24 protein-coding genes are annotated in these 24,966 nt (G+C 63.8%); 7 read left to right on the plus strand and 17 right to left on the minus strand.

Translation table 11 applies throughout. From position 1 onward, the window contains the following. Nucleotides 1-15: 15 nt before the first annotated feature. From ACWAT4_RS28845 to ACWAT4_RS28885, 9 genes are all read right to left on the minus strand, one after another. Nucleotides 16-879, minus strand: a complete 864-nt coding sequence (locus ACWAT4_RS28845; protein ID WP_449728659.1) for a sugar phosphate isomerase/epimerase family protein — start codon at nt 877-879, stop codon at nt 16-18. Continuing rightward, nucleotides 879-2,069 carry a dihydrodipicolinate synthase family protein gene (locus ACWAT4_RS28850; protein WP_449728660.1) on the minus strand — a complete coding sequence of 397 codons (1,191 nt, stop codon included), beginning with the start codon at nt 2,067-2,069 and terminating at the stop codon, nt 879-881. The genes ACWAT4_RS28845 and ACWAT4_RS28850 overlap by 1 nt, the downstream gene beginning before the upstream one ends. Nucleotides 2,070-2,079: 10 nt before the next feature. Next, a complete protein-coding gene (locus tag ACWAT4_RS28855) occupies nt 2,080-3,231 on the minus strand; it encodes a Gfo/Idh/MocA family protein (protein WP_449728661.1) in 1,152 nt (383 codons plus the stop codon). Continuing rightward, nucleotides 3,228-4,634 (minus strand): enolase-like domain-containing protein, encoded by a 1,407-nt coding sequence (locus tag ACWAT4_RS28860; protein ID WP_449728662.1) that lies wholly within the window; start codon nt 4,632-4,634, stop codon nt 3,228-3,230. Before ACWAT4_RS28860 ends, ACWAT4_RS28855 begins: the two co-directional genes overlap by 4 nt. A 221-nt stretch (nt 4,635-4,855) precedes the next feature. Further along, the gene (locus ACWAT4_RS28865; protein WP_212297928.1) at nt 4,856-5,701 is read right to left on the minus strand and encodes an ABC transporter ATP-binding protein; all 846 of its coding nucleotides are present in this window, start codon (nt 5,699-5,701) and stop codon (nt 4,856-4,858) included. A 44-nt stretch (nt 5,702-5,745) separates the two neighbouring features. Next, entirely contained in the window at nt 5,746-6,738 is a 993-nt protein-coding gene (locus ACWAT4_RS28870; RefSeq protein ID WP_212297927.1) for an ABC transporter substrate-binding protein, read from the minus strand. 51 nt (nt 6,739-6,789) lie between these two features. Further along, a complete protein-coding gene (locus ACWAT4_RS28875) occupies nt 6,790-7,599 on the minus strand; it encodes an ABC transporter permease (RefSeq protein ID WP_212297926.1) in 810 nt (269 codons plus the stop codon). 283 nt (nt 7,600-7,882) lie between these two features. Next, nucleotides 7,883-8,542 carry a TetR/AcrR family transcriptional regulator gene (locus ACWAT4_RS28880; RefSeq protein ID WP_449731278.1) on the minus strand — a complete coding sequence of 220 codons (660 nt, stop codon included), beginning with the start codon at nt 8,540-8,542 and terminating at the stop codon, nt 7,883-7,885. Nucleotides 8,543-8,726: 184 nt separating this feature from the next. Then, nucleotides 8,727-9,575: a VOC family protein gene (locus ACWAT4_RS28885; RefSeq protein WP_449728663.1), complete on the minus strand. Its 849-nt coding sequence runs from the start codon at nt 9,573-9,575 to the stop codon at nt 8,727-8,729. A 207-nt stretch (nt 9,576-9,782) separates the two neighbouring features. Between ACWAT4_RS28885 and ACWAT4_RS28890 the strand changes: the two genes are divergently transcribed. Together ACWAT4_RS28890 and ACWAT4_RS28895 are read left to right on the plus strand one after the other, a co-directional pair. After that, nucleotides 9,783-10,676 carry a sugar kinase gene (locus tag ACWAT4_RS28890; RefSeq protein ID WP_449728664.1) on the plus strand — a complete coding sequence of 298 codons (894 nt, stop codon included), beginning with the start codon at nt 9,783-9,785 and terminating at the stop codon, nt 10,674-10,676. An 18-nt stretch (nt 10,677-10,694) separates the two neighbouring features. After that, the gene (locus ACWAT4_RS28895; protein ID WP_212297924.1) at nt 10,695-11,600 is read left to right on the plus strand and encodes a ribokinase; all 906 of its coding nucleotides are present in this window, start codon (nt 10,695-10,697) and stop codon (nt 11,598-11,600) included. Between the two features lie 41 nt (nt 11,601-11,641). On the opposite strand, the gene ACWAT4_RS28900 is transcribed toward ACWAT4_RS28895, so the two are convergent. Beyond that, nucleotides 11,642-12,859: an NAD(P)/FAD-dependent oxidoreductase gene (locus ACWAT4_RS28900; RefSeq protein ID WP_449728665.1), complete on the minus strand. Its 1,218-nt coding sequence runs from the start codon at nt 12,857-12,859 to the stop codon at nt 11,642-11,644. Nucleotides 12,860-13,084: 225 nt separating this feature from the next. On the opposite strand from ACWAT4_RS28900, the gene ACWAT4_RS28905 reads away from it, so the two are divergent. After that, on the plus strand, nt 13,085-13,879 hold the full coding sequence (locus tag ACWAT4_RS28905; protein WP_449728666.1) for an enoyl-CoA hydratase/isomerase family protein: 795 nt from the start codon (nt 13,085-13,087) through the stop codon (nt 13,877-13,879). A 4-nt stretch (nt 13,880-13,883) separates the two neighbouring features. On the opposite strand, the gene ACWAT4_RS28910 is transcribed toward ACWAT4_RS28905, so the two are convergent. The 4 genes from ACWAT4_RS28910 to ACWAT4_RS28925 all read right to left on the minus strand — a co-directional run bounded on the left by ACWAT4_RS28910 (nt 13,884) and on the right by ACWAT4_RS28925 (nt 18,801). Then, nucleotides 13,884-15,224: a TRAP transporter large permease gene (locus tag ACWAT4_RS28910; protein ID WP_449728667.1), complete on the minus strand. Its 1,341-nt coding sequence runs from the start codon at nt 15,222-15,224 to the stop codon at nt 13,884-13,886. Beyond that, complete coding sequence (locus tag ACWAT4_RS28915; protein WP_212297921.1) at nt 15,221-15,799, minus strand: TRAP transporter small permease; 579 nt, start codon at nt 15,797-15,799, stop codon at nt 15,221-15,223. Before ACWAT4_RS28915 ends, ACWAT4_RS28910 begins: the two co-directional genes overlap by 4 nt. Nucleotides 15,800-16,012: 213 nt before the next feature. After that, a complete protein-coding gene (locus ACWAT4_RS28920) occupies nt 16,013-17,020 on the minus strand; it encodes a TRAP transporter substrate-binding protein (protein WP_212424909.1) in 1,008 nt (335 codons plus the stop codon). A 62-nt stretch (nt 17,021-17,082) separates the two neighbouring features. After that, a complete protein-coding gene (locus ACWAT4_RS28925; protein ID WP_449728668.1) occupies nt 17,083-18,801 on the minus strand; it encodes an IlvD/Edd family dehydratase in 1,719 nt (572 codons plus the stop codon). Between the two features lie 173 nt (nt 18,802-18,974). Between ACWAT4_RS28925 and ACWAT4_RS28930 the strand changes: the two genes are divergently transcribed. The 3 genes from ACWAT4_RS28930 to ACWAT4_RS28940 all read left to right on the plus strand — a co-directional run bounded on the left by ACWAT4_RS28930 (nt 18,975) and on the right by ACWAT4_RS28940 (nt 20,832). After that, nucleotides 18,975-19,655 (plus strand): GntR family transcriptional regulator, encoded by a 681-nt coding sequence (locus ACWAT4_RS28930; RefSeq protein WP_212424907.1) that lies wholly within the window; start codon nt 18,975-18,977, stop codon nt 19,653-19,655. A gap of 50 nt (nt 19,656-19,705) precedes the next feature. After that, entirely contained in the window at nt 19,706-20,020 is a 315-nt protein-coding gene (locus ACWAT4_RS28935) for a hypothetical protein (protein WP_449728669.1), read from the plus strand. A gap of 128 nt (nt 20,021-20,148) precedes the next feature. Next, nucleotides 20,149-20,832, plus strand: a complete 684-nt coding sequence (locus tag ACWAT4_RS28940; protein WP_449731279.1) for a nitroreductase — start codon at nt 20,149-20,151, stop codon at nt 20,830-20,832. Between the two features lie 35 nt (nt 20,833-20,867). On the opposite strand, the gene ACWAT4_RS28945 is transcribed toward ACWAT4_RS28940, so the two are convergent. Both ACWAT4_RS28945 and ACWAT4_RS28950 read right to left on the minus strand, forming a co-directional pair. Beyond that, a complete protein-coding gene (locus tag ACWAT4_RS28945; protein ID WP_449728670.1) occupies nt 20,868-21,281 on the minus strand; it encodes a hypothetical protein in 414 nt (137 codons plus the stop codon). Nucleotides 21,282-21,498: 217 nt separating this feature from the next. Continuing rightward, the gene (locus ACWAT4_RS28950; protein WP_212297915.1) at nt 21,499-22,323 is read right to left on the minus strand and encodes an NAD-dependent epimerase/dehydratase family protein; all 825 of its coding nucleotides are present in this window, start codon (nt 22,321-22,323) and stop codon (nt 21,499-21,501) included. Nucleotides 22,324-22,412: 89 nt separating this feature from the next. Between ACWAT4_RS28950 and ACWAT4_RS28955 the strand changes: the two genes are divergently transcribed. Beyond that, entirely contained in the window at nt 22,413-23,390 is a 978-nt protein-coding gene (locus tag ACWAT4_RS28955) for an SMP-30/gluconolactonase/LRE family protein (protein ID WP_212447040.1), read from the plus strand. Between the two features lie 127 nt (nt 23,391-23,517). Here the strand turns inward: ACWAT4_RS28955 and ACWAT4_RS28960 are convergent, their stop codons facing one another. Next, nucleotides 23,518-24,948, minus strand: a complete 1,431-nt coding sequence (locus tag ACWAT4_RS28960) for an aldehyde dehydrogenase family protein (RefSeq protein ID WP_449728671.1) — start codon at nt 24,946-24,948, stop codon at nt 23,518-23,520. Nucleotides 24,949-24,966 lie beyond the last annotated feature (18 nt).

A 24,966-nucleotide genomic window follows, 5' to 3' on the forward strand; every position in this document is an offset into this window, starting at 1 on the left:
GCGCACTTATGGTAACTAAACCACCGTCTTGTGCCGCGCGATGCAGGTTCGCAGCACCTCGTCCATGGGCTTGGCCCACCAGTCATTCGAGAAGATCTCGATCTCGGAATAACCGGTAAAGCCCTGCGCCTCGACGGCGGCACGCGCGGATTTGATGTCGATGACGCCATCACCCATCATGCCTCGGTCGTTGAGGATGTCCCTGGTCGGCACCAGCCAATCACAGACATGGAAGGCGAGCAGGCGATCCTTGCCGGCGCGGGCGATCTGGTCCATCAGCTCCGGGTCCCACCAGATGTGATAGACGTCGAGCGCGACGCCGAGCATGCCGCTGCGGCCGGGATCGAGCCGGTCGCAGATGTCGAGCGCATGTTTTGTGGTGTTGACGCAGGCACGATCCGCCGCATAGGCCGGATGCAGGGGCTCGATCGCCAGCGGCAAATTGGCCTGCCTCGCATAGTCGAGCATCTCGGCGAGAGCTTCCTCGACCTGCCCGCGCGCGGCCAAGATATCCTTCGACGCCTCGCTGCCCGGCCGCGAATATTGCGGCAGGCCGCCGACGACCAGCACGACGCAGGGCGCGCCGAGTGCCTTGGCTTCATCCACGCAGCGCCGATTGTCGTCGCGCACCTCGCCCCGGCGCGATGCGTCCGAGGTGAACATGCCGCCGCGGCAATATCCTGAGAGATCAAGGCCGGCATCGCGCACGGCGCGCGCGGCGCGATCGAGGCCGACGGCCGCAACCTGGTCGCGCCAGGGATCGATGGCACGGATGCGATGCCTGGCACAGGCGTCGATGATTTCGATGAGGTCACCCTGCTTGCGGACGGTCGCCGTGTTCAGCGACAGCCAGCGGTGGTCAGGCGAAAAATCGCGCATCAGGCGTCCAGTCCGTGCGAGGCGAGCACGGTCTTCATCCGCCGCGTCGCCAGTTCAGGGTTGGCAAGAAGCCCGGCTTGATCGGCAAGCCTGAACAGTTCGGCCAGATGCAGCATCGAGCGCGCGCTCTCCTGTCCTCCGACCATGGTGAAATGATCCTGGTGACCATTGAGATAGGCCATGAAGACGACACCAGTCTTGTAGAACCGCGTCGGCGCCTTGAAGATGTGGCGCGACAGCGGCACCGTCGGCCCCAGCACGTCGTGGAAGCCGGCCTCATCGCCGGTCGCCAGCCGCGACAGCGCGTAGGACGCCGCCGGCGCGATCGCATCGAAAATGCCGAGCAGCGCGTGCGAAAAGCCTTGGCTGTCGCCTGCGATCAATTCGGCGTAATTGAAATCGTCGCCGGTATACATCTTGATGCGCTTGTCGAGACGACGGCGCATGTCGATCTCACGCTGCTTATCGAGCAGCGAGACCTTGACGCCGTCGACCTTGGCGGCATTGCCGTTGATGATCGCGACCGCCGTGTCCATCGCCTTGTCGAGATCTTTTGTGCCCCAATAGCCGGCCAGCGCGGGATCGAACATGTCGCCGAGCCAATGGATGATCACGGGCTCGCGGACCTGCGACAGCACGCGGTCATAGACCTTCGCGTAATCATCGGCATTACGGCCAAGCTTCGCCAGCGCGCGCGACGCCATCAAAATGATGCGGCCGCCGACCTTCTCGACCGCCGATGCCTGCTCCTCATAGGCACGGATCACGTCGTCGAGGCTCTTTGCGTCCTCCACCGCGAGGTGGTCGGTGCCGGCGCCGGAAAACACCAGCGCGTTACGTCGCTTGGCAGCTCCGACCGAGCGCGTAATCAGTTCCAGCGAGGTCGGCCAATCCAGCCCCATGCCGCGCTGCGCGGTGTCCATGGCCTCCGCAACGCCGAGGCCAAGGTCCCAGACGTGCTCGCGGAAGGCGATGGTCTTGTCCCAGTCGACGGCGACCGAGAGCCAGGGATCGTTGTCCGCGAAGGGGTCGGCCACCGTATGCACGGCCGAGAAGGCGATGCGGTTCAAGGGGCCTTCGAGCTTTGCAGGGAAGGTACGCGATGCCGCGAGCCGGTAGGTCTCGATCGAGCGATCGACCTTCGGCAGCTTCAGCGACAATGACGACATTGGCTGGACGGGCTTGTTCATATGTCCCTCCTCACGCCTTGATCGGGGCGACGTCGATCCAGCGCCGCTCCTTCCAGCTCTTCAGCGCGCATTCGGCGAGCTGCACGCCCTTGGCGCCTTCGAGCAGCGTGAATTTGTAGGGCGCATCCTCGTAGACGTGGCGAATGAACATCTCCCACTGCTCCTTGAAGCCGTTGTCGTAGGTGACGTTGTCGGGCAGCTTCTGCCAGTCGCCGTAGAAATCGTGCAGCCGCTTCTCGTCGGGATTCCAGACCGGCCGTGGCGTCGCCTGCCGCGCCTGGATCACGCAGTCGGTGAGGCCCGCGACCGCCGAGCCGTGGGTGCCGTCAACCTGGAAGGTGACGAGATCGTCGCGATAGACGCGCGTGACCCAGGACATGTTGATGTGGGCAATGACCCCGCCCTCGAGCTGGAAGGTCGCGTAGGCGGAATCATCAGCAGTCGCCTTGTACTTCTTGCCCTGCTCGTCAAACCGCTCGGGGATATCGGTGTTACCGATGCAGACCACGCTCTGAACGTTGCCGAAGAGATTGTCGAGCACGTAGCGCCAGTGGCAGACCATGTCCAGGATGATGCCGCCGCCGTCCTCGTCGCGATAGTTCCAGGACGGACGCTGCGCCTCCTGCCAGCCGCCCTCGAACACCCAATAGCCGAACTCGCCGCGCACCGAGAGAATCCGGCCAAAGAATCCGCTATCGCGCAGGAAGGCGATCTTCTTCAGGCCGGGCAGGAACAGCTTGTCCTGCACCGTGCCGTGCTTGACGCCTTTGGAATTGGCGAGCTTGACGACTTCAAGCGCCTCCTCGAAGTTCGTCGCGATCGGCTTCTCGCAATAGACGTGCTTGCCGGCATTGATGGCTTGGGTCAGAAGGCCGGGGCGCGCCTGCGTGGTCGCAGCGTCGAAGAACATGGTGTCGTTCGTGTCGGCGAGTGCCGCGTCGAGATCAGTGGTCCAGCGCGCGATGTTGTAGCGCTTGGCGAGCGCCTCGATCTTGTCGGCACTGCGGCCGACCAGGATCGGATCGGGCATGATCCGATCACCGTTCTTCAGGCGGACACCGCCCTGGTCGCGGATCGCGACGATGGAACGGATCAGATGCTGGTTGAGCCCCATGCGGCCGGTGACACCGTTCATGATGAGGCCGAGGCGTTGGGTGGTCATGCTAATTGCTCCCGGAGTGATCTTGGCTGTTCGAGCGGACGGAGCGCCGACCAGTCCGGATGGACCGACGTCGCGAAGCCCACTGTGTTGAGCGATCCCGTCAGCAGATCGCCGTTGTGAATGGAGAGCCGGATGCCCTGCCCGGCATCGGCATAGAGATCAGGATGCGCAGCGGCGAAGGCCGAAGCTTCTGCTGCGGGCGTATCGCAAAAGCCGTCGACATAGTGGTGGCCGTTGCGCTCGGCGTGTTCGAGGCAAAGCAGCGCACCGAGCGCCAGATCCTGTTGAAGAGCGAGCCCGGGCTGACAGGTCAGATCTTCACCCGTGACGGAACACTCCGCGCCCTCGTCGTTCAGCTTGGCAATGCGGGTGAAGTTGACGATCGACTTGTAGATGCCTTTGCAGGACTTCGACGAGACGCCGCGGTAACCGAGTTTGTAGGCGGTCGGCCAGGCGTCATAGGAATCGTCCGCTTCGTCGATAATGAAATCGCGCCAACGCAAGGCTTCACTGAGCGGCGATTGACGCGTGACATCGCGCGGCATCGGCTGCTCGATATAGAGCAGCTTGCGAAAGATGGGCTCCAGGGCGCTGTCGCGCTCCAGCCGACTGACCAGCGACTCAAGCGCCGTCAAATCCGCATATTGCTCGTTGCCGTCCAGCGTCACGTTGTAGTCAAAAGGCAGCGGCGCCAGCTGACGTCCAATACGGATCAACCGAGCGGCATCCGCCTCGGGATCGCCACCAAGCTTCAGCTTGAAATAGCGCGCGCCGGAATTTTCCTTCGGATCGACCACGCCGCCATCGCCCTCGACTTGGTCGTCGAGACCGACAGTGTGGCGGATCGCGACGCGTCGCGACCGGTATTGGTTGCCGAGCATGAGAAATCGTTCGATATCGCCCTCATTAAGGTCCGGCGACAATCGCGTATCAATGCCGGCGATGTTGCCGGCCATCCCGTCGAAGAAATTCGTCTCGACGCCACGCAACAGCGCATCGAGAATCGCCTTGTCGATTTCCGCCGGACCATAGGCCGCGGCAAGCGGCGGAATGTCCTCCCCGGCACAGGCTGCGACCTGCGCGCCAATGCAGGACGCATGCAGATCGAACGCCGTCTGGAAGCCCGTCTGCACCAGATAGAGCCCGCGCGCGATCTCCAGCGAGCGTCGCAGTCCGTCGATCGTCTGCGCCGGTGACAGCTCCGGCCGCTTGTCGAACCATTTCGGCACCACCAGTTCGGCGCTGGCGCCGACAGCAGCGCCCCTGCCCTCGACCTCGATCTCGACCCGCACGAACAGCTGCGGCGTCGCGTTGATCGTGATCGCGCCGAAGCGGAACGGCCGCGCGAAATGTACGGGTCGTTCGAAGAAGGCGATGTCTCGCAGCTTCAGGCGCGGGGGCATGGTCTAACAACGACGCGAGATGAATTTGACACGAGCGGTAGGACCGCGGGCGACCCGCCTCTCCCGCTTGCGGGAGAGACCGGCACGAAGTGCCGGGTGAGGGTTTTCTCCTCTTCGGGGTTCTCGCGAGCGGAGACACCCTCTCCCCAGCCCTCCCCCGCATGCGGGGGAGGGAGCGCACCGTGCATTTGGTCACTACTGAAGCACATTACGCGCCGATCCTAATCCAGTGAACCCTGCGAAAAGAAATGCTTGCGGATGCGTTGCACGAGCTCCGTGAACACCGGATCGGCCATTACGTCCAGCGAGCGCGGGCGCGGCAACGGCACATCGTAGATCGCAGCGATCGCACCGGGCCGCTCGGTCATGACCAGCACGCGGTCGGCGAGGAACACGGCCTCCGGAATCGAATGCGTGATCAGCAGCACCGTCTTCTTCGTCTCGCGCTGGATCCGCATCAATTCGACATTCATGCGTTCGCGGGTCAGCGCATCGAGCGCGCCGAACGGCTCGTCCATCAGCATGATCCGGGGATCGTGCACCAGGGCGCGGCAGATCGAGGCGCGCTGCTGCATGCCGCCGGAGAGCTGCCAGGGCAGCTTCTTTTCGAACCCTTCGAGCCCAACCAGCTTCAGCAGCGCCTTGGCACGGGTGAGATATTCGTCCCGCGGCAGCCGCTTCATGTCGATCGGCAGCATCACGTTGGAGAGAATGTTGCGCCATGGCAGCAGCAGCGCGTTCTGGAAGACGATGCCGACATTGCCGTGCGGCTTCGTCACCGTCTCGCCCTCGACCAGAACCTCGCCTGTGGTCGGCGGCAACAGGCCGGAGATCAGCTTGAGCAGCGTGGACTTGCCGCAGCCGGATGGGCCAACCACGACAAAGAACTCGCCATCATTGATATGGAAGTCGAGCGGCCGCAGCGACGGCACATCGCCGTCGCGCGTCCGGTAGGTCTTCGACACGCCGGACAGCGTGATGCCCGGCGTATCGCCGGCAGCCCGGTCGCTCACCAGTCTCAGATGTGCGGCCGGCTGCAAGTCGATCGGTTTGGTCGCGGGGTTCATCGCAGCCCTCTCCGCCCGTCGTCCCGACGACGGAAATTTGTCGCTCACGTGCCGCTCTTCGGCAGGTAATCGCTGGTGTAGAAGGCCTTCGGGTTCTCCTTGGCCTTGGCGTCGAGGCCGCCATACTCGACCATCAGGTTGACGCTGTCCGTCATGTTCTGGTCGGTGACCTGGAACGGCCGCTTGCTCTTGGTCTCGGCGGTCCGGTACAACGGAATGGTCAGCTCGAAGCCCTGCGTCAGCGTGTCGATCTTGCCGCCCTTGGGGTTGGCATCGAGGATCGACTGCGCGGCGGCCTTCGGCTCCTTCTCGGCGGCTTCGACCGCCTTGGTCGTCGCCGACATAAAGCGGCGGACGAGGTCGGCGTTGGCCTTCACATAGTCGGTATTGGCGATGATGCCTGACGAAACCATGTTGATGCCGTAGTCGGCGAACTTGATCGGATAGACGTCCTTGCCAGTGGCGTCCTTGATCTTCATCGACTGGTCCATGACATAGCCGAGCAGGAGATCAGCCTGGCCGTTGATGACGGCGTTGAGCTTGGTCTGGCCGTCGCCGGCAACGGTCTGGAAGTCGCTCTCCTTCAGGCCGGTCTTCTTCAGGAACAGCGGCCAGATCTGGGTCATGGAGTCGGCCGGCGTGATTGCCACCGTCTTGCCCCTGATGTCCTCGGGCTTCCGGATGTTCTTGTCGGCAAAGCCCATGGCGGACATCGGCGAGGTCTGGAGCAGCACGCCGGTCGCAATCACCGGCGCGCCCTTGATCGCGGCGCGCATCATGGTAGGCACGTCGACATAGCCGAAATCGGCGGTCTTGGCGGCGACGGCCTGCGTGGTTGCAGCCGAGCCGCGGCCTTCCTGGATCTCGAGGTCGATGCCTTCGGCGGCATAAATGCCCTTGGCCTTGCCGTAATAGAACGGCGCGTGCTCGCCATAGACGTACCAGTTCAGCATCAGCACGACCTTGTCGGCCGCCTGCGCCGGCATCGCCGCAAACACCAACAACGCCGCTGAGACAGCCCCAATCCACCGCTTCATCGTCACTCTCCCTTGTCGTTCTGTTTCGGCCGTTGGCGGCCGTTGCTTAAGTTAAGAGGCGAAAATCACGTCTTCGCGCTGGCTGACATGCCAGGGAATGACCAGCTTCTCGATCCGGTCGACGATCCAGAACAGGATCACGCCGAGCAGCGCGAGAATGACAAGGGCTGCGAACATGGTCGGCAGGTCGAACGTGCCGATCGAGCGCTGCATCACGTAGCCGATGCCGGAGTTGGAGCCGACGAATTCACCGACGACGGCGCCGACCACGGCGAGCGTCACCGAGACTTTCAGGCCGGAAAAAATCGCCGGCAGCGCATGCGGCAGGTTCACCGCGCAAAACACCTGGAAGCGGCTGCCCTGCATGGCACGGGCAAGATCCACCATATCAGGATCGACCGACTTGAAGCCCTGCACGGCCGAGACCACGACGGGGAAGAAGCCGAGCAGGAACGCCGAAATCACCTTGGGAATAATGCCGAAGCCGAACCACACCACGAACAGCGGCGCGATCGCGATTTTCGGCACGGATTGGGAGAACACCAGCAGCGGATAGACATAGCTCTCCACCGTCTTCGAGCCCGCGATCAGCATGGCGACGGGGATGCCGAACAATGCGGACAGCAGGAAGCCGCAGACGGTGGCATAGGTCGTCGGCCAGCACTGGCGCAGCAGTTCCGGCCAGTCGGTACGGAGAACCGCGACGACATCGGCCGGCGACGGGATCTGATAGGCGGGAATCTTGAACAGCCGGATCGCGAGATCCCAGGCCACGACGATAAAAACCAGGAATAGAAACGGCCGCACCCAGGCCGCATTCAGCATCTTGGACACCGCGCCTTGCGGCTTCAGCTCAGCCACGCCTCACTCCCGGTCGTCTTCTTTGTTCGGGCGAGAAATTAACCCGTTGGATAAATACTGTCCAGAGCTTTCCCTGTGACGTTTTGCGCCGGTTCCGGGGAGATCCGGTGTCGCTTAGAAAATTGCCTATCGGCAAAATCAACGGTGCCGTCCCGGCGAAGGCCGGGCCACTAAGCGAAGTTTGGCGAAGACTGGGCGTTCGGGATTAGCACCGCACGCGATCGATAGATCACGCGGTATGGGTCCGAGCCTTCGCCGGAACGACGACGGGGAAATGGTTTGCCTAAACGGTCTGCGCCACAGCCGTTCGCGACTTCGGCGCCTTCGTGACATCGAACAACGCGGCCGATCGCCCGGTCAGCGCGGCGAGCACGAGGCCAACCATGTGCGCGAGCCGCTCATCCTTGGCGTCCTTGGCGAGCAGGTCGCGGCCGAAGATCACGCTCAAGGTCGCCGAGTTCGAGAGGTAGAAGAAGCAGAGGCCCGCGATCGAGATGTAGAGCTGCACCGGATCGACCGCGACCTGGAAATCGCCGCTGTCGACGCCGCGCCGCACCACGGTGCGGATCATCTCGACAAAGGGCGAATGCATCGACTTGACCTTGGTCGAGCGCTTCAGATGCTTTGCGCGGACGAGGTTCTCGGTCTGGAGCAGCGACAGGAATTCGGGATTGCGCAGGAAGTAATTCCAGGTGAACTCGATCAGCCGCCTGATGGCCTCGGGCGGATCGAGATGTTCGAGATCGAGCCCCCGCTCCTCGCTGCGGATCTTGTCATAGGCGCCTTCCAGCACCGCGAGATAGAGCTCGTCCTTGTTGCCGACGTGGTAATACAGCATGCGCTTGTTGGCGCCGGCCTTGGCGGCGATGCGGTCGACGCGGGCACCGGCGAGCCCGTGGGCGGAAAACTCCTGCTTGGCGGCTTCCAGAATGCGCAGCCGCATCCCCTCGGGGTCGCGCTGCCATTTCAGAGTTCGTTTTGCCGCTGCCTTCGCCAAACCGGGTGCTCGCTGGGTGGTTTCAGGATTCCGTGTAACACGCGGACGCCCGTTTGAGAACGCAGGGACGCCGGCTAGCTCCGTCATTCCGGGTTCGATGCTTTGCATCGCCCCGGAATGACTCCGTCCCCTACTCCACCGGCTTCGGCGAACGCTCCAGCAGCACGGTCTGGATGCCGCAGGCGCCGTTGCGGACCGTCATGATGCGCGTGCCCGGCTTGCGGCCGTTGCGGACCTCGGTGACGTCGAGGCCGGCGGCAATCAGGCGTGCGCGCGTGGCGTCGATGTCGGCGACGCGCCAGCTCAGGCCCCAGAGCCGGTCGTGCCGGGAATCGCCGCCCGCGACGGGGCGGCGCACCACCTCGACGATGAGATCGCCGCAGCGGAAGAACATCAGCTGACCCCAGTCATGATGGGAGCGATCGAGCGCGAGATCGAGCCCGAGCCGCGCGCCATAGAGCGCGGCGGCGCGATCGGAATCCTCGGTGGTGATCACGACATGATCGAGCCCGTCGATCGGCGCGAAGTCGGTCGCGACCGACTTCGGCCGCTCCTCGGCAAGCTCGAGGAAGAACATGCGCACGCCGCGCGTCAGTTCGGTGGCCGCGCGCGTGCGCTTCCAGTGCAAGGCCGCGCCGCTCGCATCGTCGCTGCTCTCGACCTCGGCGACGGGATCCGGCTTCAGCGCCACCCGGTCCAGCCGCCGGTGCATCTTGCCCATGTCTGCGACACGAAAGCACAGGCTGGCGAGCATGCCTTCCTGGTCGTCGAGCAGCGCGCGCATCCGGTCCGCGGTCGCGGTGAAGCCGCTCGGTGCCATCAATTCGATGGTCATGTTGTCGAGGGTGAACAGCACGCGGTCGGCGCCCTCGCCGGAGTTCTGCCAGGCCGGCGCGCGGGCGAGCAGCGTCTGATAGGCCGCCTTGGCCGCACCGATATCCCTGACCAGAACGACGATGTGATCGAGGCCGGTGATCATGTTTGTCCCTTTTGATCGACCTGGAACCCTGGCCGGAAAACGGCATTTGTCCGGGCTTGGCATGGGCCCGACATGGTCGTATTCCGGCCTCATACCGACCTCAAGCGCTCCGGGGCGGTTTTGCGAATAATTTCAGCGTCCCCGAAGCGGAACCGGTGTTAGAGTAAGCCCGTCGGCCGGGACCACCACGCGCATCACGGACAAGCAATGCAGGCTCTCTTTATCGGACAGACCTATATCGACGTCGTCTTCATCACCGACCACATGCCGACCGGCGACGAAAAGCACGTGGCCTCCGACTACGCGGTCTCGTTCGGCGGCAACGCGGTCACGGCGGCGTTCTGCTGCGCCAAGCTCGGCATCGTGCCCGATCTGATCGCCACCGCGGCCAATGACTGGCTGGGGCGCATGTTCCAGGACATGTGCGCGAAATACGCGATCTCGCTGCACGGGCGGAAGGTGAACCAGTCCTCGCTGTCCTTCATCATGCCCAAGGACGGCAAGCGCGCCATCGTCCGCTGCCGCGACGACGAGCACATCCATCCGTTCCCGATGCTCAATCTCGGCGGCTGCCGCGCGCTGCATGTCGACGGCCATCAGCCCGATGCCGCGATCCACTACGCAAAAGTCTGTCGCGAGACCGGCATCCTGACCTCGCTCGACGGCGGCGGCCTGCGCACCAACACGCATGAGCTGCTGGAATTCATCGACGTCGCGATCGTCGCCGAACGCCTGTGCGAGCAGATGGACCTGACGCCGGAGAAGATGCTCGATTACCTCAAGAGCCGCGGCTGCAAGATCGGCGGCGTCACCATGGGCGAGAAGGGCCTGCTCTGGTACGACGAAACCGGGACGGTCCAGGTGATGCCTGCGATGCCGATCCCGCGCGAGCGCGTGATCGACACCAACGGCGCCGGCGACGTCTTCCATGGCGCCTATGTCTATTCCTACCTCGCCCACCCCGGCAAAAGCTGGCGCGAGCATTTCGACTTTGCCCGGGCGGCCTCGACCTTCAAGATCCAGCGCCTCGGCAACGAAGCCGGCCTGCCGACCCTTGTCGACATCGCCAAAGTCAGGCACGAGTTCGAAGTCAGGGTCTAGACTTCGAAAGGATTGCTCATGGGCCGCGTCTTCGTCGCCGGCAGCATCAATATGGATGTGGTGGCGACCGCCGATCGCCATCCCAGGGTGGGCGAGACCGTCGCGGGTCGGCAAGTGCTGTATTTTCCCGGCGGCAAGGGCGCGAACCAGGCCGTGGCGGCGTCCAGGCTCGGCGCGAAGACGACGCTGATCGGACGTCTCGGCAAGGATGCGTTCGGGGCCGAGCTGAGGACGTTCCTCGGCGCCCAAGGCATCGATCTCGGCTCCGTCCGCGAGGCGGATACGCACACCGGCACCGCCATCATCACCGTCGCCGCCTCCGACAATACCATCGTCGTCATTCCCGGCAGCAATGGGCTGGTCAGCGCGGATGACGTCGCGGATGCGCCACTGGCGAAGGGCGATGTCGCCGTCAGCCAGTTCGAGATCCCGCTGCCGACCATTGCCGCATTCTTCCAGCGCGCCCGGAACGCCGGCGCGACGACGCTGCTGAATCCCGCCCCGGCGCAAAAGATGTCCGGCGAGCTGCTTGCGCTGGTCGACATCCTCGTGCTGAACGAGACCGAGCTCGGCTTCCTCGCCGGCGCAGACCTCTCCGACGATGACGAGGCCGCAAAGATCATCGCGGTCGCCCGGCAACTTCAGGCGCGCGAGGACCAGACCATCTGCATCACGCTCGGCAAGCGCGGCGTGCTCGCGCTCGCCGGACACGAGGAATTTGCGGTGCCCGGCCGCGTGGTGAAGGCGGTCGACACCACAGGCGCCGGCGATTGCTTCGTCGGCTCACTCGCCTCGCAGCTCGCTGATGGGGCCGCCATGCGCGCAGCCCTCGCCTTCGCCAATGCTGCGGCTTCGATCAGCGTGCAGCGCATGGGCGCGGGGCCGTCGATGCCGACGGCCGCCGAGGTGGCTGCGATTTTGTAGCTTTCCTCACCTCGCCCCGCTTGCGGGGAGAGGGAGAAGACTCACGCCAGCGCGCTCTTCAGGTCAAAGCTTTCGTCGGCGGCCTGCTCCGGTGTGATCGAGCGGTCCATGGCCTGCAGGCGGCGGCCGAACATGTGATCGCCGGCGCGGTTGATCGATTCGATGCCGAGCAGCTTGTCGCCCTTGTAGCAGAACGCGGAGAAGGCTTTCTTGACGGGATCGCCGCGCAGCACGACGCGGTCGTAGCCGGTGGTGAGGCCGGCGATCTGGAGCTTGTCGTCGCCCTGGTCGCTCCAGAACCAGGGATGACCGTCATAAGGCTTCTTGTCGCCGGTCAGCCGCGCCGCGAGGCAGCGGGCGTGATCGGTGGCGTTCTGCACCGATTCCAGCCGCAGCGAGCCGCCGAAGCGCGGGCTTGCGAACAGCGCGCAATCGCCGATCGCAGAAATGTTCGGATCGGCCGTCGCGAGATATTCATCGACGATGATGCCGGCCGCGACCGGCAGCCCCGCTTCGGCCGCGAGCTCGATGTTCGGCAGCACGCCGACGCCGACCACGACGAGGTCGGCCGGCAGATGCCGGCCGTCGCTCAAGGACACGCCGGTGACCTTGCCGCCCTCGGCCTCGATCGAGGTCGCCTGCACGCCGAGGTGAATGCGGATGCCGGCCTCGCGGTGCCGCGCCTGGAAATATTCCGAGACCTCCGCGGTCACTGCGCGCGCCATCACGCGTGGCGCGAGCTCGAGCACGTCGACCTCGAGGCCCTTGATCCGCGCGGTGGCGGCGAATTCGAGACCGATGAATCCGGCGCCGATCACCACGACCCGCGTCTTCGACGGCATGATCTTTCGCAGCGCCTCACTCTCGTCGAGGATGCGCAAATATTTCACGTCGGGCAGATTCGCATTCGGCAAATCCAGAAGCCGATTGCGCGCGCCCGTCGCCAGCACGAGATGGCCGTAGGCCAGCGTCTCCCCCGAAGCGAGCAGCACCGTGCGCGCGGCGCGATCGATCGAGACGGCGCGGCCGGCGATCAGCTCGATGGTCTGGTCGTGGTAGAATTTCTCGGGGCGGAACATCAGGCTCTCGGGCCCCGCCGAGCCTTTGATATAAGCCTTGGACAGCGGCGGTCGCTGATAGGGCAGATGCGCCTCGTCATTGATCAGGCAGATGCGCTCGGAAAAGCCCGCCTGGCGCAGGGAGGCCGCGACCTGATAGCCACCATGGCCGGCGCCGACAATGATCACCGGGCCCGTCATTGGACAGCCCATTTCTGCAAGGCACGAGCGTTAGCCATGTCGTCTCCTCTCTCGCTGGTTTTGGCTTGGCTTGCCTAGGAGGAACCGGCGCTCGTGTCCGTCCCTTTGGCGAAGGCGGCCCATTTGAGCCTATCATTCAGCCATGCGCAAGGTGGCTTGCGGGGATTGTCTCCCCTCGCCTTCTGCGATTTAGTTGCAGCAACAACCTCCAGCCGGGGATTTCCAATGCCAGCTCCCGTCTCAAAGCCCGATGATCCCGCGCTGCTGCGGGTCGACGGCCCGATCGCGACCATCACGCTCAACCGTCCCGCCGCGTTCAACTCGATCAACCTTGCGATCGCGCAAAAGCTCGAACAGCTTGCGGCTTATCTCGAAGGCGATGACGCCATCAGGGTCGTGGTGCTCGAGGGCGAAGGCCGCGCCTTTTCCGCCGGCGGCGATCTGCAGACGATTGGGGCTGCGGCTGAGGCCAACACCGTGACGCCGGTCGTCGGCGAGTTGCTCAAGCACTATCATTCCTTCATCGAGATCATCCGGCGCATGCCGAAGATCTCGCTCTCCAGCGTGCACGGCTCGGCCGCGGGCGCCGGCATGGGCCTCGCCTTCGTCACCGATCTCTGCATCGCGGCTGAGGACGCCAAATTCACCCCGGCTTACGCCAAAATCGGCGTGTCGCCGGATGGCGGCTCGACGGTCGGGATCGTCGGCACGGTCGGCTCACGCCGCGCACTGCAGATCTTCCTCGCCGAGGATAATTTTACCGCGCAGCAGGCGCAAGAATGGGGCCTCGTCGTCAAGACCGTACCGGCAACCGAGCTGAAGGCCGCGACGCGGCAGCTCGCCGAACGGTTGGCGCAGAACCCGCCCGCGGCGATATCAGGCACCAAATCGCTGGTCTATGCGGCGGCGACGACGCCGGTAAGGCAACAGCTCGAGGCCGAGGAGCACAAGATCATCATGGCGATGAACACGGAGGAATTCCGCGTCGCCGTGAAGAAGTTCACCAGCAAGAGCAAGTAGCGCTCTATTGCGGGCAGATGTACCCGGTCCCCCCCGGCGACTTGAAGCAGCCGACCGATTCCGGCAGCACGTGCCGCGGCAGCCACAGCACGACGCTCGGGAAATAGATCGCGAACGCGATGGTGGCGAAGAACACCACATAGATCGGTAGCGCCGCGCGCAACGCTTTCGCGAAACTGATGCCGACGAATTTCGAGGCCATCAGCAGCACCAGACCATAAGGCGGTGTGATCAGGCCGAAGGCGAGCGTCGCGATCAGCACCACGCCCATGTGGACGCCGTTGATGTCGCCCGCCTCGGTCAGCGTGTTGACCAGCGGCATGAAGATGATGATGGTCGGCACCGGCTCGATGAAGTCGCCGACCACGGTGAACAGCAGCACCATCAGCAGCATGATCAGATGCGGATCGTGACCCGCGATCGAGGTGATCATGTCGGCGATGTAGCTGGCGCCGCGCAAATAAGCGAGCATCCAGCCGAAGGCGTTGGCGGCGCCGATCGTGATCAGCGGCAGCGAGAAGATCAGTCCGGCGAGGCAGAAATCGTAAGGGATCTTGCGGAAGTGACCGCGGTTGAGCGCGGGGATCACGACGAGGATGATCCAGACCACGGCGACGACGCCGGCTTCCGTCGGCGTGAACCAGCCGGTCAGGATGCCGCCGAGCAAGATCACCGGGATCATCAGCGGCAGCGCCGCGTCGCCGGCCGCGAACACGATCTGCCGCAGCGGCGCGCGCGGCTTGCGCAGGCCGGACGGGCCGAAGAAATAGCAATAGATCATCAGGCCGAAGCCGATCATCAGGCCGGGCACCACGCCCGCCATGAACAGCCCGGCGATCGAGACGTTGCCGACCGCGCCATAGACCACCGCCGTGATGCTCGGCGGCACCAGTGCCGCGATGGTCGAGGCGGAGGCGATGATGGCGGCTATGAAGGCGGGCTCATAGCCCTCGCGCTTCATCGGGCCGCCGAGCGCCCGGCTCATCACGGCGACATCGGCGGTGGTCGAACCCGACATCTCCGAGAAGAACATGCTGAAGACGACCACGACCTGCGACAGCCCGCCCCTGATATGCCCGACCAGCGACACCGAAAGATTGGCTATTCGCACCACCACATTGGCCGAGCTCATGAGCTCACCGACCAAAAGGAAGAACGGAATCGCCAGCAGCGCCTCGGAATCGACGCCGTCAAAGATCTTCTGGATGATTGCCGCGAGCGAGACGTCGGACAGGATGGCGCCGATGAAGACGCCCGCCATCAGCGAGAACGGCACGGGTACGCCGAGATAGCCGAACGACAGGAAGCAGATCGACATCAACGCCAGGACAATGGGTGCGCTCACGGCTGCGCCCTCACCTGGGTCTCGGTCACGACCGGCGCGGCATCCTGGTCCGGCGGCTCCGGATGGTCAAAGCCGTTGCGCAGGCCGTTGACGAGCTGCTCGACGGTGAAGAGGCCGACCAGAATGCCGGAGAGCGGTATGATCGCGTAGAGCGAGGCGATCGGCGTGCCCGACGGCAGGCGGAAGCTGCCGAAGCCACGCAGGTAATTCTGGTAGCCGTACCAGATCAAGCAGATAGCGACGCCGAGCACGATGAGGCGGATGATCACTTCGACGATGACGCGTGGCGTGCCATGCATCGCCTCGGAAATCGCGGTGAGATAGAGGTGATCGTTGCGCCGGGTCGCGACCGCCGCGCCGATGAAGATCGCGTAGATGAACAGCGTCGAGGTGACTTCCTGCAGCCAGAGCCAGGGATGGCCGATGGTGCGGGTGATGATGTCGGCGGTGACCGACAGCGAGAAGCCGAAGCAGAGCACGCCACAGAGGATCATGAGCGCGAGCTCGAGCCAATCGAGCCGGCGCCATTTCAGGTGACGCTGGCGTTGGAGTACGAGCTTGTCGGCGATGGCCATTGTTACCCTCGTCGTCCCGGCATAACGCGGATTGAGCTTTGCAAACGCTGCTAGTCGAGTCGATGGCCACCTCTCCCGTAGGGAGAGGTCGGATCGCATCGCAAGATGCCGCCCGAGTGAGGGGTTACAGCCTCACAGAACGCCGCGGCCCCTCACCCGGATTGCTGCGCAATCCGACCTCTCCCCGATGGGGAGAGGTAAGGCGCCCGCGGCCTAATTAATCGACCGGATCAAATCCTTGATCTTCTCGGCATGCGGGCCGAGCTCCTTGGCGAGCTTGTCGAGATAGGGGTCGGCGATCGCCGTGAAGCTCTTCTTGTCGACGTTGTCCACAATCTTGACGCCCATCTTCTTCAGCTTCTCGGCCGCGCTGCGCTCGAGATCGAACGCCTTGGCCGGCTCCTTCGTGCTGATCTCGTTGGCCGCCGTCTGCACCCAGCCCTTCTGCTCGGCCGACAGGCTCTGCCAGAGCTTGTCGGAGACGAACACCAGCGCGTTGTTGGCCTCATGCTCGGTGATGTTCAGCACCGGGGCGACCTCGTAGTGCTTGTTGACGAGGTAGACGTTGATGCTGTTCTCGGCAACGTCGACGACGCCGGTCTGCAACGACGTGTAGACACTGCCGAACGGCATGTGCACGGTCTGGGCGCCATAGGCCGGGAACATGGTGTCTTCGGTCGCGGTCGCCTGCACGCGGACCTTCAGACCCTTGATATCAGCCACATTATGGATCTCCTTCTTGGAATACATGTGGCGCACGCCCTGCGAACCCGTGCCGATGAGGTGCAGGCCTTGCGTGGTCTCCTCGATCATAGCCTTGAGGGCTTCGAACACCTTCGGATCAGCAAGGCCCTTGATCACGTGGTTCTCGTCGCGGAACAGATAGTGCAGCGACATCACGCCGGCCTGCGGCGAGATCGTCGCGGTGTTGGCCGACGAGACGATGGAGAATTCGACGTCGCCGGCCTTCACGAGCTGAAGCACCTGCGGCTCCTGCCCGAGCTGCGCGCCGGGGTACTGGTCGATGATCATGGTGCCTTTGCTCAATTCCTTGAGCTTGTCGGCGAAGAGATCGCCGGCGATCGAGTAGCCGGTGTTGCGGGGCTGGTCATAGGCGAAGCGATAATGCTTCACCTCCTGTGCTCCGGCGCCCGTGACGAACAGCATGGCAGCCACAGCCACCAAGCCGTGTAAGAATCCTGGCAAGGATCGTGCAATCATCGTCTCCCCCTGTTTTTATCGCCCGCCGCTTTCAGCGGTCTGGGCGCTCGTTCGAGTGTTGATCAGCCCTTTTCGGTCTTCTTCCCAGTCCTCTGCATGAAGTCGAAGTCGCAGCCCTCATCGGCCTGCATGATGGTCTCATTGAACAGCCAGGCATAGCCGCGCCGCGTTTCATCGGGCGCAGCTGTCGGCTTCAACGCCGCGCGCCGGCGCTCGAGCTCGGCGGCATCGACCAGCAGCTCGATGCTGCGCCTGGCCACATCCAGGCTGATCTTGTCGCCGTTCTTGACCAGCGCCAGCGGCCCGCCAACGGCGGATTCCGGCGTGATGTGGAGAACGATGGTGCCGAATGCGGTGCCGCTCATGCGCGCGTCCGAAATGCGCACCATGTCCTTGGTGCCGGAACGCGCGAGCTTCTTCGGGATCGGCAGATAGCCCGCCTCGGGCATGCCCGGCGCGCCCTTGGGACCGGCATTGCGCAGCACGAGCACGTCATCGGCGGTGACGTCGAGATCGGGATCGTCGACGCGCAGCGTCATATCCTCGACGGATTCGAACACCACGGCGCGCCCCGTATGCTTCAACAATTTCGGGCTCGCGGCCGACTGCTTGATCACAGCGCCGCGCGGCGCGAGGTTGCCGTGCAGGACGGCGAGGCCGCCCTCCTTCTTGATCGGATTGTCGCGCGAGCGGATCGCGTCCTGGCCGGGCACATCCTCCGCATTCGCGACGACATTGCGCAGCGTCTGGCCCGAGATCGTCTTGGCATCGAGATCGACGAGATCGCCGAGTTGCGCCAGCAGTTTCGGCACGCCGCCGGCGTGATGGAAATGCTCCATATAGTGCTCGCCCGAGGGCTTGAGATCGACCAGCACCGGCACCTCGCGACCGATCTGATCGAACACGCTGAGATCGAGCCGGTGCGGCGAGCGGTGCGCCATCGCGGTCAGATGGATCAGGCCGTTGGTCGAGCCGCCGACCGCCTGAAGCACGACCTGCGCGTTTTTGAAAGAGGCCGGCGTCAGAAGCTCGCTCGGCTTGGGGCCCTTGGTCTTGGCCATCTCGGCCGCGACCTTGCCGCTCGCCTCGGCGAGGCGGAAACGCTCGGCATGCGGCGCCGGGATCGTTGCGCTCATCGGCAGCGACAGGCCCATGGCTTCGATCATGCAGGCCATGGTCGAGGCCGTACCCATCACCATGCAGGTGCCGACCGATGGCGCGAGGCGGCCGTTGACGGCTTCGATCTCGGCATCGTCCATCTCGCCGGCGCGATACTTGCCCCAGAGGCGGCGGCAGTCCGTGCACGCGCCCAACACCTCGCCCTTGTGATGGCCGACGACCATCGGTCCCACGGGAATGACCACCGTCGGCAAATCGGCGCTGATCGCCGCCATCACCTGCGCCGGCAGCGTCTTGTCGCAGCCGCCGATCACGATCACCGAATCCATCGGCTGGGCCCGGATCATCTCCTCGGTGTCCATCGCCATCAGGTTGCGTAAGTACATCGAGGTCGGATGCGCAAAGCTCTCGGCGATCGAGATGGTCGGGAACACGAACGGCATCGCGCCCGACAGCATCACGCCGCGCTTGGCGGCCTCGATAATCTGCGGGACGTTGCCGTGGCAGGGATTGTAGTCGCTATAGGTGTTGGTGATGCCGACGATCGGACGCTCCAGCGCGTCGTCGGAATAGCCCATGGCCTTGATGAACGCCTTGCGCAGGAACAGCGAGAAGCCGGCATCGCCATAGCTCGTCAGACCCTTGCGCAAACCACTCGTCATCACGTCACTCCTTAGGCTCCCATTGTGGTACAGCCTGGCCCCCGATTGTCAATAAGACGCGCGTCTATCCCATCATTTATGGACCGTCGTACCACAAATCATCCAGATTATTGACAATCTGCCCCTGCCCTGCTCCCTAGGGGCGAACCGGCGGGCGCCGGGAGGCTGAGGGCATGTCCGACATTCGCACCGCAGACGCCATGGCTATCAGGCGCGACGATCCGGATGACGTCGTTGCGCGGCTGGAGGAGGACATCATCTTCGGCCGCTTCGCGCCGGGCGCGCGGCTGACCGAAGACGCGCTGATGTCGCGCTACGGCACCTCGCGCCACTTCGTGCGGCAGGCGCTGGTCGATGCCGAGCGCCGCGGCATCGTCCGCCGCGGGAAGAACGTCGGCGCCACCGTGCGGTTCTACTCGGCCGAGGAGGTCCGGCAGATCTACGAAGTCAGGGAGATGCTGACGCGGCAGGCGGCACTGATGATCCCTCTGCCCGCGCCGCAAGGCCTGATCGACGAGCTCGCCGCCCTGCAACGCGACTATTGCGCGAAGGCGGATGTGCAGGATCTGCGGGGCATCCACGAAGCCAACGACGCCTTCCACCTCGCGCTGTTTTCGGCCTGCGGCAATCCCTATCTGGTGCGCTCGCTGCAGGACTATATGAGCCTGACGCTGCCGATGCGCGCAAAAAACCTCGCCGACCGCGAGGGGCTTGCGCAATCACGCCGCCAGCACGAGCTGATGATCGAGCTGTTGAAAGGCCGCGACAGCTGGGCGCTGGCGCAGCTGTGTGTGGATCACATGCAGTTCAGCAAGAAGGATTATCTGGAGAGGATTGCGGGGGAGACGCTTTGAGCCCGCGCGTGACATCGCCGCCAGGCATCCAGATCTGCTAAAATGATCTGATGCCGGACCATCAGCTTATCAAAAGCTGGAAGATCACCGAGACGCTGCTCGAACGGGCGCGACATGCGCTGCCGGACAGCCCAGCTCAACATGAGCACGCGCGCGTTACGCTGCTGAAGCAATATCAGGAATTCCTCGCACACAATGAACTCGAGCTAGCGCTCGACACGCTCGAGGAGCTCGGTCATCTCCTCTCCGCTCACGGCGGATTTTGGCGTGATCTGGAACGTGCCGCCGAAAATATGGGGCTGTCGGGTAGATTGCCCGCACTTCGCAAAGCATTCTCCGACGCGCCGCTGAAACAGCCTCCGTGACGTCAGAATTTGGAATAGCACGTCGGCAAACGGGAAAAGGCCGAGCTTCTTGCTCTCAGGAAAGCTATGGACATGATCAAAGCTGTGAGGGAAAACGCGGCATCATGCCAATTTCAGGATGCCGCAACATGGAATTTGATGATGTCATTCTTGGCCGGAGAAGCATTCGCGGTTACAAGCCCGACCCTGTCCCGCCGGAATTGATCAAGGAAATCCTGGCGCTGGCCATGCGCGCGCCTTCGTCGATGAATACCCAGCCGTGGAATTTCTACGTCATCACCGGAGCACCGCTGGACCGTATCCGTCAGGGCAACACCGAGCGCAATCTGGCGGGCGTGCCGCACTCGCGCGAATTTCGAACCGGCCAGGCATTCGAGGGCGTGCATCGCGAACGCCAGATTGGCGTTGCCAAGCAGCTGTTCAGTGCCATGGGAATTGCGCGAGATGACAAGCAGCAGCGCCAAGACTGGGTCCTGCGCGGCTTTCGCCAGTTCGACGCGCCTGTCTGCGTGATCATCACATACGATCGCCAGTTGGCCTCCAGCGACGATTCGGCCTTCGACTGCGGCGCCGTTGCGACCGCGCTCGTCAACGCGGCCTGGTCGCGGGGGCTTGGCGCCGTAATCAACAGCCAGGGCATCATGCAATCCCCCGTCGTGCGCGAGCATGCCGGGATCGCGGATGATCAAGTGATCATGAAAAGCATCGCGTTGGGCTGGCCAGATCACAGCTTTCCTGCCAATGCCGTCATATCCGAGCGCAAGTCGGTCGATGAAGCGACGACTTTCGTGGGATTTGCGAGTGGAGCCTAGAAGCAGCCTTCGTCAATCAAGGGCTTGTCGCCCGTTCAGTAACGCCTCAGCAGACCGCGATCCACGCTGCTATCACCGTAATCGGCGCACGCCCTTTTCGGACTCCTGATTAAATTCGTCCGGACGCGCTTGAAGGTTTTACTGGCCGCGTCGGAGACCTCGGGACGGAATTTACGGGGATCGTAGCTCTCGCCATTGCGGGCCTTGATGGCCGCCGAATAAGCGTCGATCATCGCCATCGCCGCATTGGGGCCGCCAAGAAGCCGGGCGCCGAGTTGAACGCCGCCGGCGCCATCGGCTTCAAAGCCGACGCATCGCTGCTCCAGCACCACCGATGCGGTGACGAGCTGTTCGAGGAATGTCGCCTCGGCGTCGCTGAGCGCTGCGGCTTGCACTGGTCTTGAAGCGATCATCGCAAGCGTTGCGACGACTGACAATTTGAACTTCATTGTCGTGGTTCTCGAATTGCGATCGCACCAATCGAGAGCCAGACGATGCCTGCGTGAGATTGATCTATGTCAATGGGCCGTCATGCCCGGGCTTGTCCCGCCTGCGCGGCCGAAGCCGCTTCGGCCGCGCAGGCGGGACAAGCCCGGCCATGACGGTGAGGATCTCTCTGCGAGCCCAACTCTCACTGTCCTTTTGAGACAGCTCTCGTCGCCTCCCCTACCGCTTATTCCAATCAATGATCCGGCTCTTATCGCCGTCGAACTCGTTGCTGCAGAAAGCGCCGCCCTGGAAATGATCGCCGATCGGATCGGGCTTCAGCTTGGCCTGCTCGGCCATGGCGTGCGCGACGTGATCCTCGGAGCGGCCGGTCGGGCGGTAGCCGAATTCGTAGGCGCGATGGTTGTCCCACCAGGCGCGCTCGTTCAGGGACACGCCGTAGAACACCTCGAAATGAATGTCGGGGTGCTCGAGCCCGATCTGGCAGAGCTGCACCAGATCTTCCGGCTTCAGCCAGATCGAGATGCGGCGAAGGTCCAGCGGCACGTCACCGAAATTGCCGATGCGCAGGCACGTCACTTTCAAGCCGTGCTTGTCGGCATAGAGCGCGCCGAGCGCTTCGCCGAACACCTTGCTGACGCCATAGCGGCCGTCCGGGCGCGCGGTGACGTCGGTGTCGATCCTGCGGTGGCGCGGATAGAAGCCGACGGCATGGTTCGAGGACGCAAACACCACGCGCTTGACGCCCTTGCGGTACGCGGCCTCGAACAGATTGTAGCCGCCGATGATGTTGGCCTGGAGGATGTCGTTCCACGGACCTTCGACCGAATAGCCGCCGAAATGGATGATGCCGTCGACGCCCTCGCAGATCGCCTCGCACTGCGCGAGGTCGGAGAGATCAGCCGCCTTGAACTGCTCGTTCGGCCCGAGGTCCGCAGGCGGGCGGATGTCGGAGAGCAGCAGGTCCGGATAGATCGGCGGCAGCAATTTGCGCAGGCGCGTTCCGATTCCACCCGAAGCTCCCGTCATCAAGATGCGCGGCATGTCTTTCCTCGTCTTTGGCGACCGATTTGCGGTCGTTGATCACTGATGGTAGCTGGATTGTCCAGAGGGAACGAAACGAGAGAACCGACATGAATGAGGCATCGTCCCACACCCAGGAGCGGCCAGGCTGGCGGCCGGCGACCTATTACCCCGATCCGGCCATTCACGCCCTCGATCCCCGCTTCGAAAAATACTGGTTGAAGCTCTCCGCCGTGGAACGGCTGGCGACCGGCCTGCGCTGGGCCGAAGGCCCGGTGTGGTTCGGGGACGGGCGCTATCTGCTCTGCAGCGACATCCCGAACCAGCGCATCGTCAAATGGGAGGAAGAGACCGGCGCGGTTTCGGTGTTCCGAAAGCCCTCCAATTTCGCCAACGGCAACACCAGGGATCGCCAGGGCCGGCTCGTCACCTGCGAGCACGGCGGCCGCCGCGTGACCCGCACCGAATATGACGGCGAGATCACCGTGCTGATGGATCAATTCAATGGCAAGCGGTTGAACTCGCCGAACGATGTCGTTGTCAAATCAGACGGCTCGATCTGGTTCACCGATCCGACCTTCGGCCTGCTCGGCAATTACGAGGGCTACAAGGCCGAGAGCGAGATCGATCCGAACGTCTACCGGCTCGATCCCGTGAGCCGCAAGGCGACGATCGTCGCCGAGGGCGTGCTCGGCCCGAACGGACTGTGCTTCTCGCCGGATGAGAAGATCCTCTATGTCGTGGAATCGCGTGGGCAACCGAACCGGAAAATCCTCGCCTATGATGTTGCGGCTGACGGCACCACGATCTCGAACAAGCGCGTGCACATCGATGCGGGCCCCGGCACGCCCGACGGCATGCGCTGCGACGTCGACGGCAATCTCTGGTGCGGCTGGGGCATGGGCGATCCCGAGCTCGACGGCGTGGTCGTGTTCGCGCCCGACGGCGTCATGATCGGGCGCATTGCGCTGCCCGAACGCTGCGCCAATCTCTGCTTCGGCGGCGTCAAGCGCAACCGCCTGTTCATGGCGGCGAGCCAATCGATCTACGCGCTGTATGTGAATACGCAGGGTGCGCTGGGGGGATAGGCGCTCCTCTCTCCATCGTCATTCCGGGGCGCGCGCTGTCGCGACGCCCCGGAATGACGACGGAGCAAAAAACAAAAGCGCCGGAGCGGTTGCCCGCTCCGGCGCCATTCTGTTCGCGCTCTAACGCTTACGCTGCGTTGAAGCCGGCGACGGCCTTCACTTCGAGGAAGTCCTCGAGGCCGTACTTGCCCCATTCGCGGCCGTTGCCCGACTGCTTGTAGCCGCCGAACGGCGCAGAGCGGTCGTTGGGCACGCCCTGGAGGTTGACGTTGCCGGCGCGGATCTGACGGCCGACGCGCTTGGCGTCCTCGACCGAAGCGCCGGTGACGTAACCAGCGAGACCATACGGCGTGTCGTTGGCGATCTGCACGGCTTCCGCTTCGTCCTTGGCGCCGATGATGGTCAGCACCGGTCCGAAGATTTCTTCGCGCGCAATCGTCATGTCGGGGGTGACGTCGGCGAAGATGGTCGGGCGGACATAGAAGCCCTTGTTGACACCTTCGGGCAGGCCCGGGCCGCCGGCGACGAGCGTTGCGCCCTCGTCGATGCCCTTCTTGATCAGGCCCTGGATCTTGTCCCACTGGCCGCGGTTGACGACCGGGCCGATGGTGGTGCCTTCGGCGCGCGGATCGCCCGCCTTGGTCTTGTCGGCGACGGCCTTCGCGATCGCGGCGACGTCCTTCATCTTGGACAGCGGCACGATCATGCGCGAGGGCGCGTTGCAGGACTGGCCTGAGTTGTTGAACATGTGCATCACGCCGCCGGTCACCGCCTTCGTGAGGTCGGCGCCTTCGAGGATGACGTTCGGCGACTTGCCGCCGAGCTCCTGGCTGACGCGCTTCACGGTCGGCGCGGCGCGCTTCGCAACATCGATGCCGGCGCGGGTCGAGCCGGTGAAGGAGATCATGTCGATGTCGGGGTGCTCGCTCATGGCGGCGCCGACCTCGGGGCCGAGGCCGTTGACGAGATTGAACACGCCCTTCGGCACGCCGGCTTCATGGAGGATTTCCGCGAAGATCAGCGCCGAGGTCGGGGTGAATTCCGACGGCTTCAGGATCATGGTGCAGCCGGCGGCGAGCGCGGGCGCAACCTTGCAGGCGATCTGGTTGAGCGGCCAGTTCCAGGGCGTGATCATGCCGACCACGCCGATCGGCTCGCGCAGCACCATGGCGGTGCCGACAGGCTCCTCGAAATGATAGTTCTTGAGCACGTCGAGCGTGGTCATGAGATGGCCGAGGCCGGCGCCGGCCTGGAGCTTCTCCGCCATCGGCAGCGGCGCGCCCATCTCGTCGGAGACGGCGGCGCCGATCTCCTTGAGGCGGCCCTTGTAGATCTCGATGACCTTGGTGAGCAGCGCGACACGCTCCTCGCGGCTGGTCTGGGAGAAGGTTGCAAAGGCGCGCTTGGCAGCGGCAACCGCCTTATCCACATCGGCCTTGGAGCCCAGCGCAACCTCGTACATCGCCTCTTCCGTCGCGGGGTTCACCACGGCGGTGGACTTCTTGACGGCGGGATCGACCCAGGCGCCGTCGATGTAGAATTGCATGCGATTGACCATCGTTAACCTCTTCTTGGG

Source organism: Bradyrhizobium sp. T-1, from assembly GCF_053592855.1.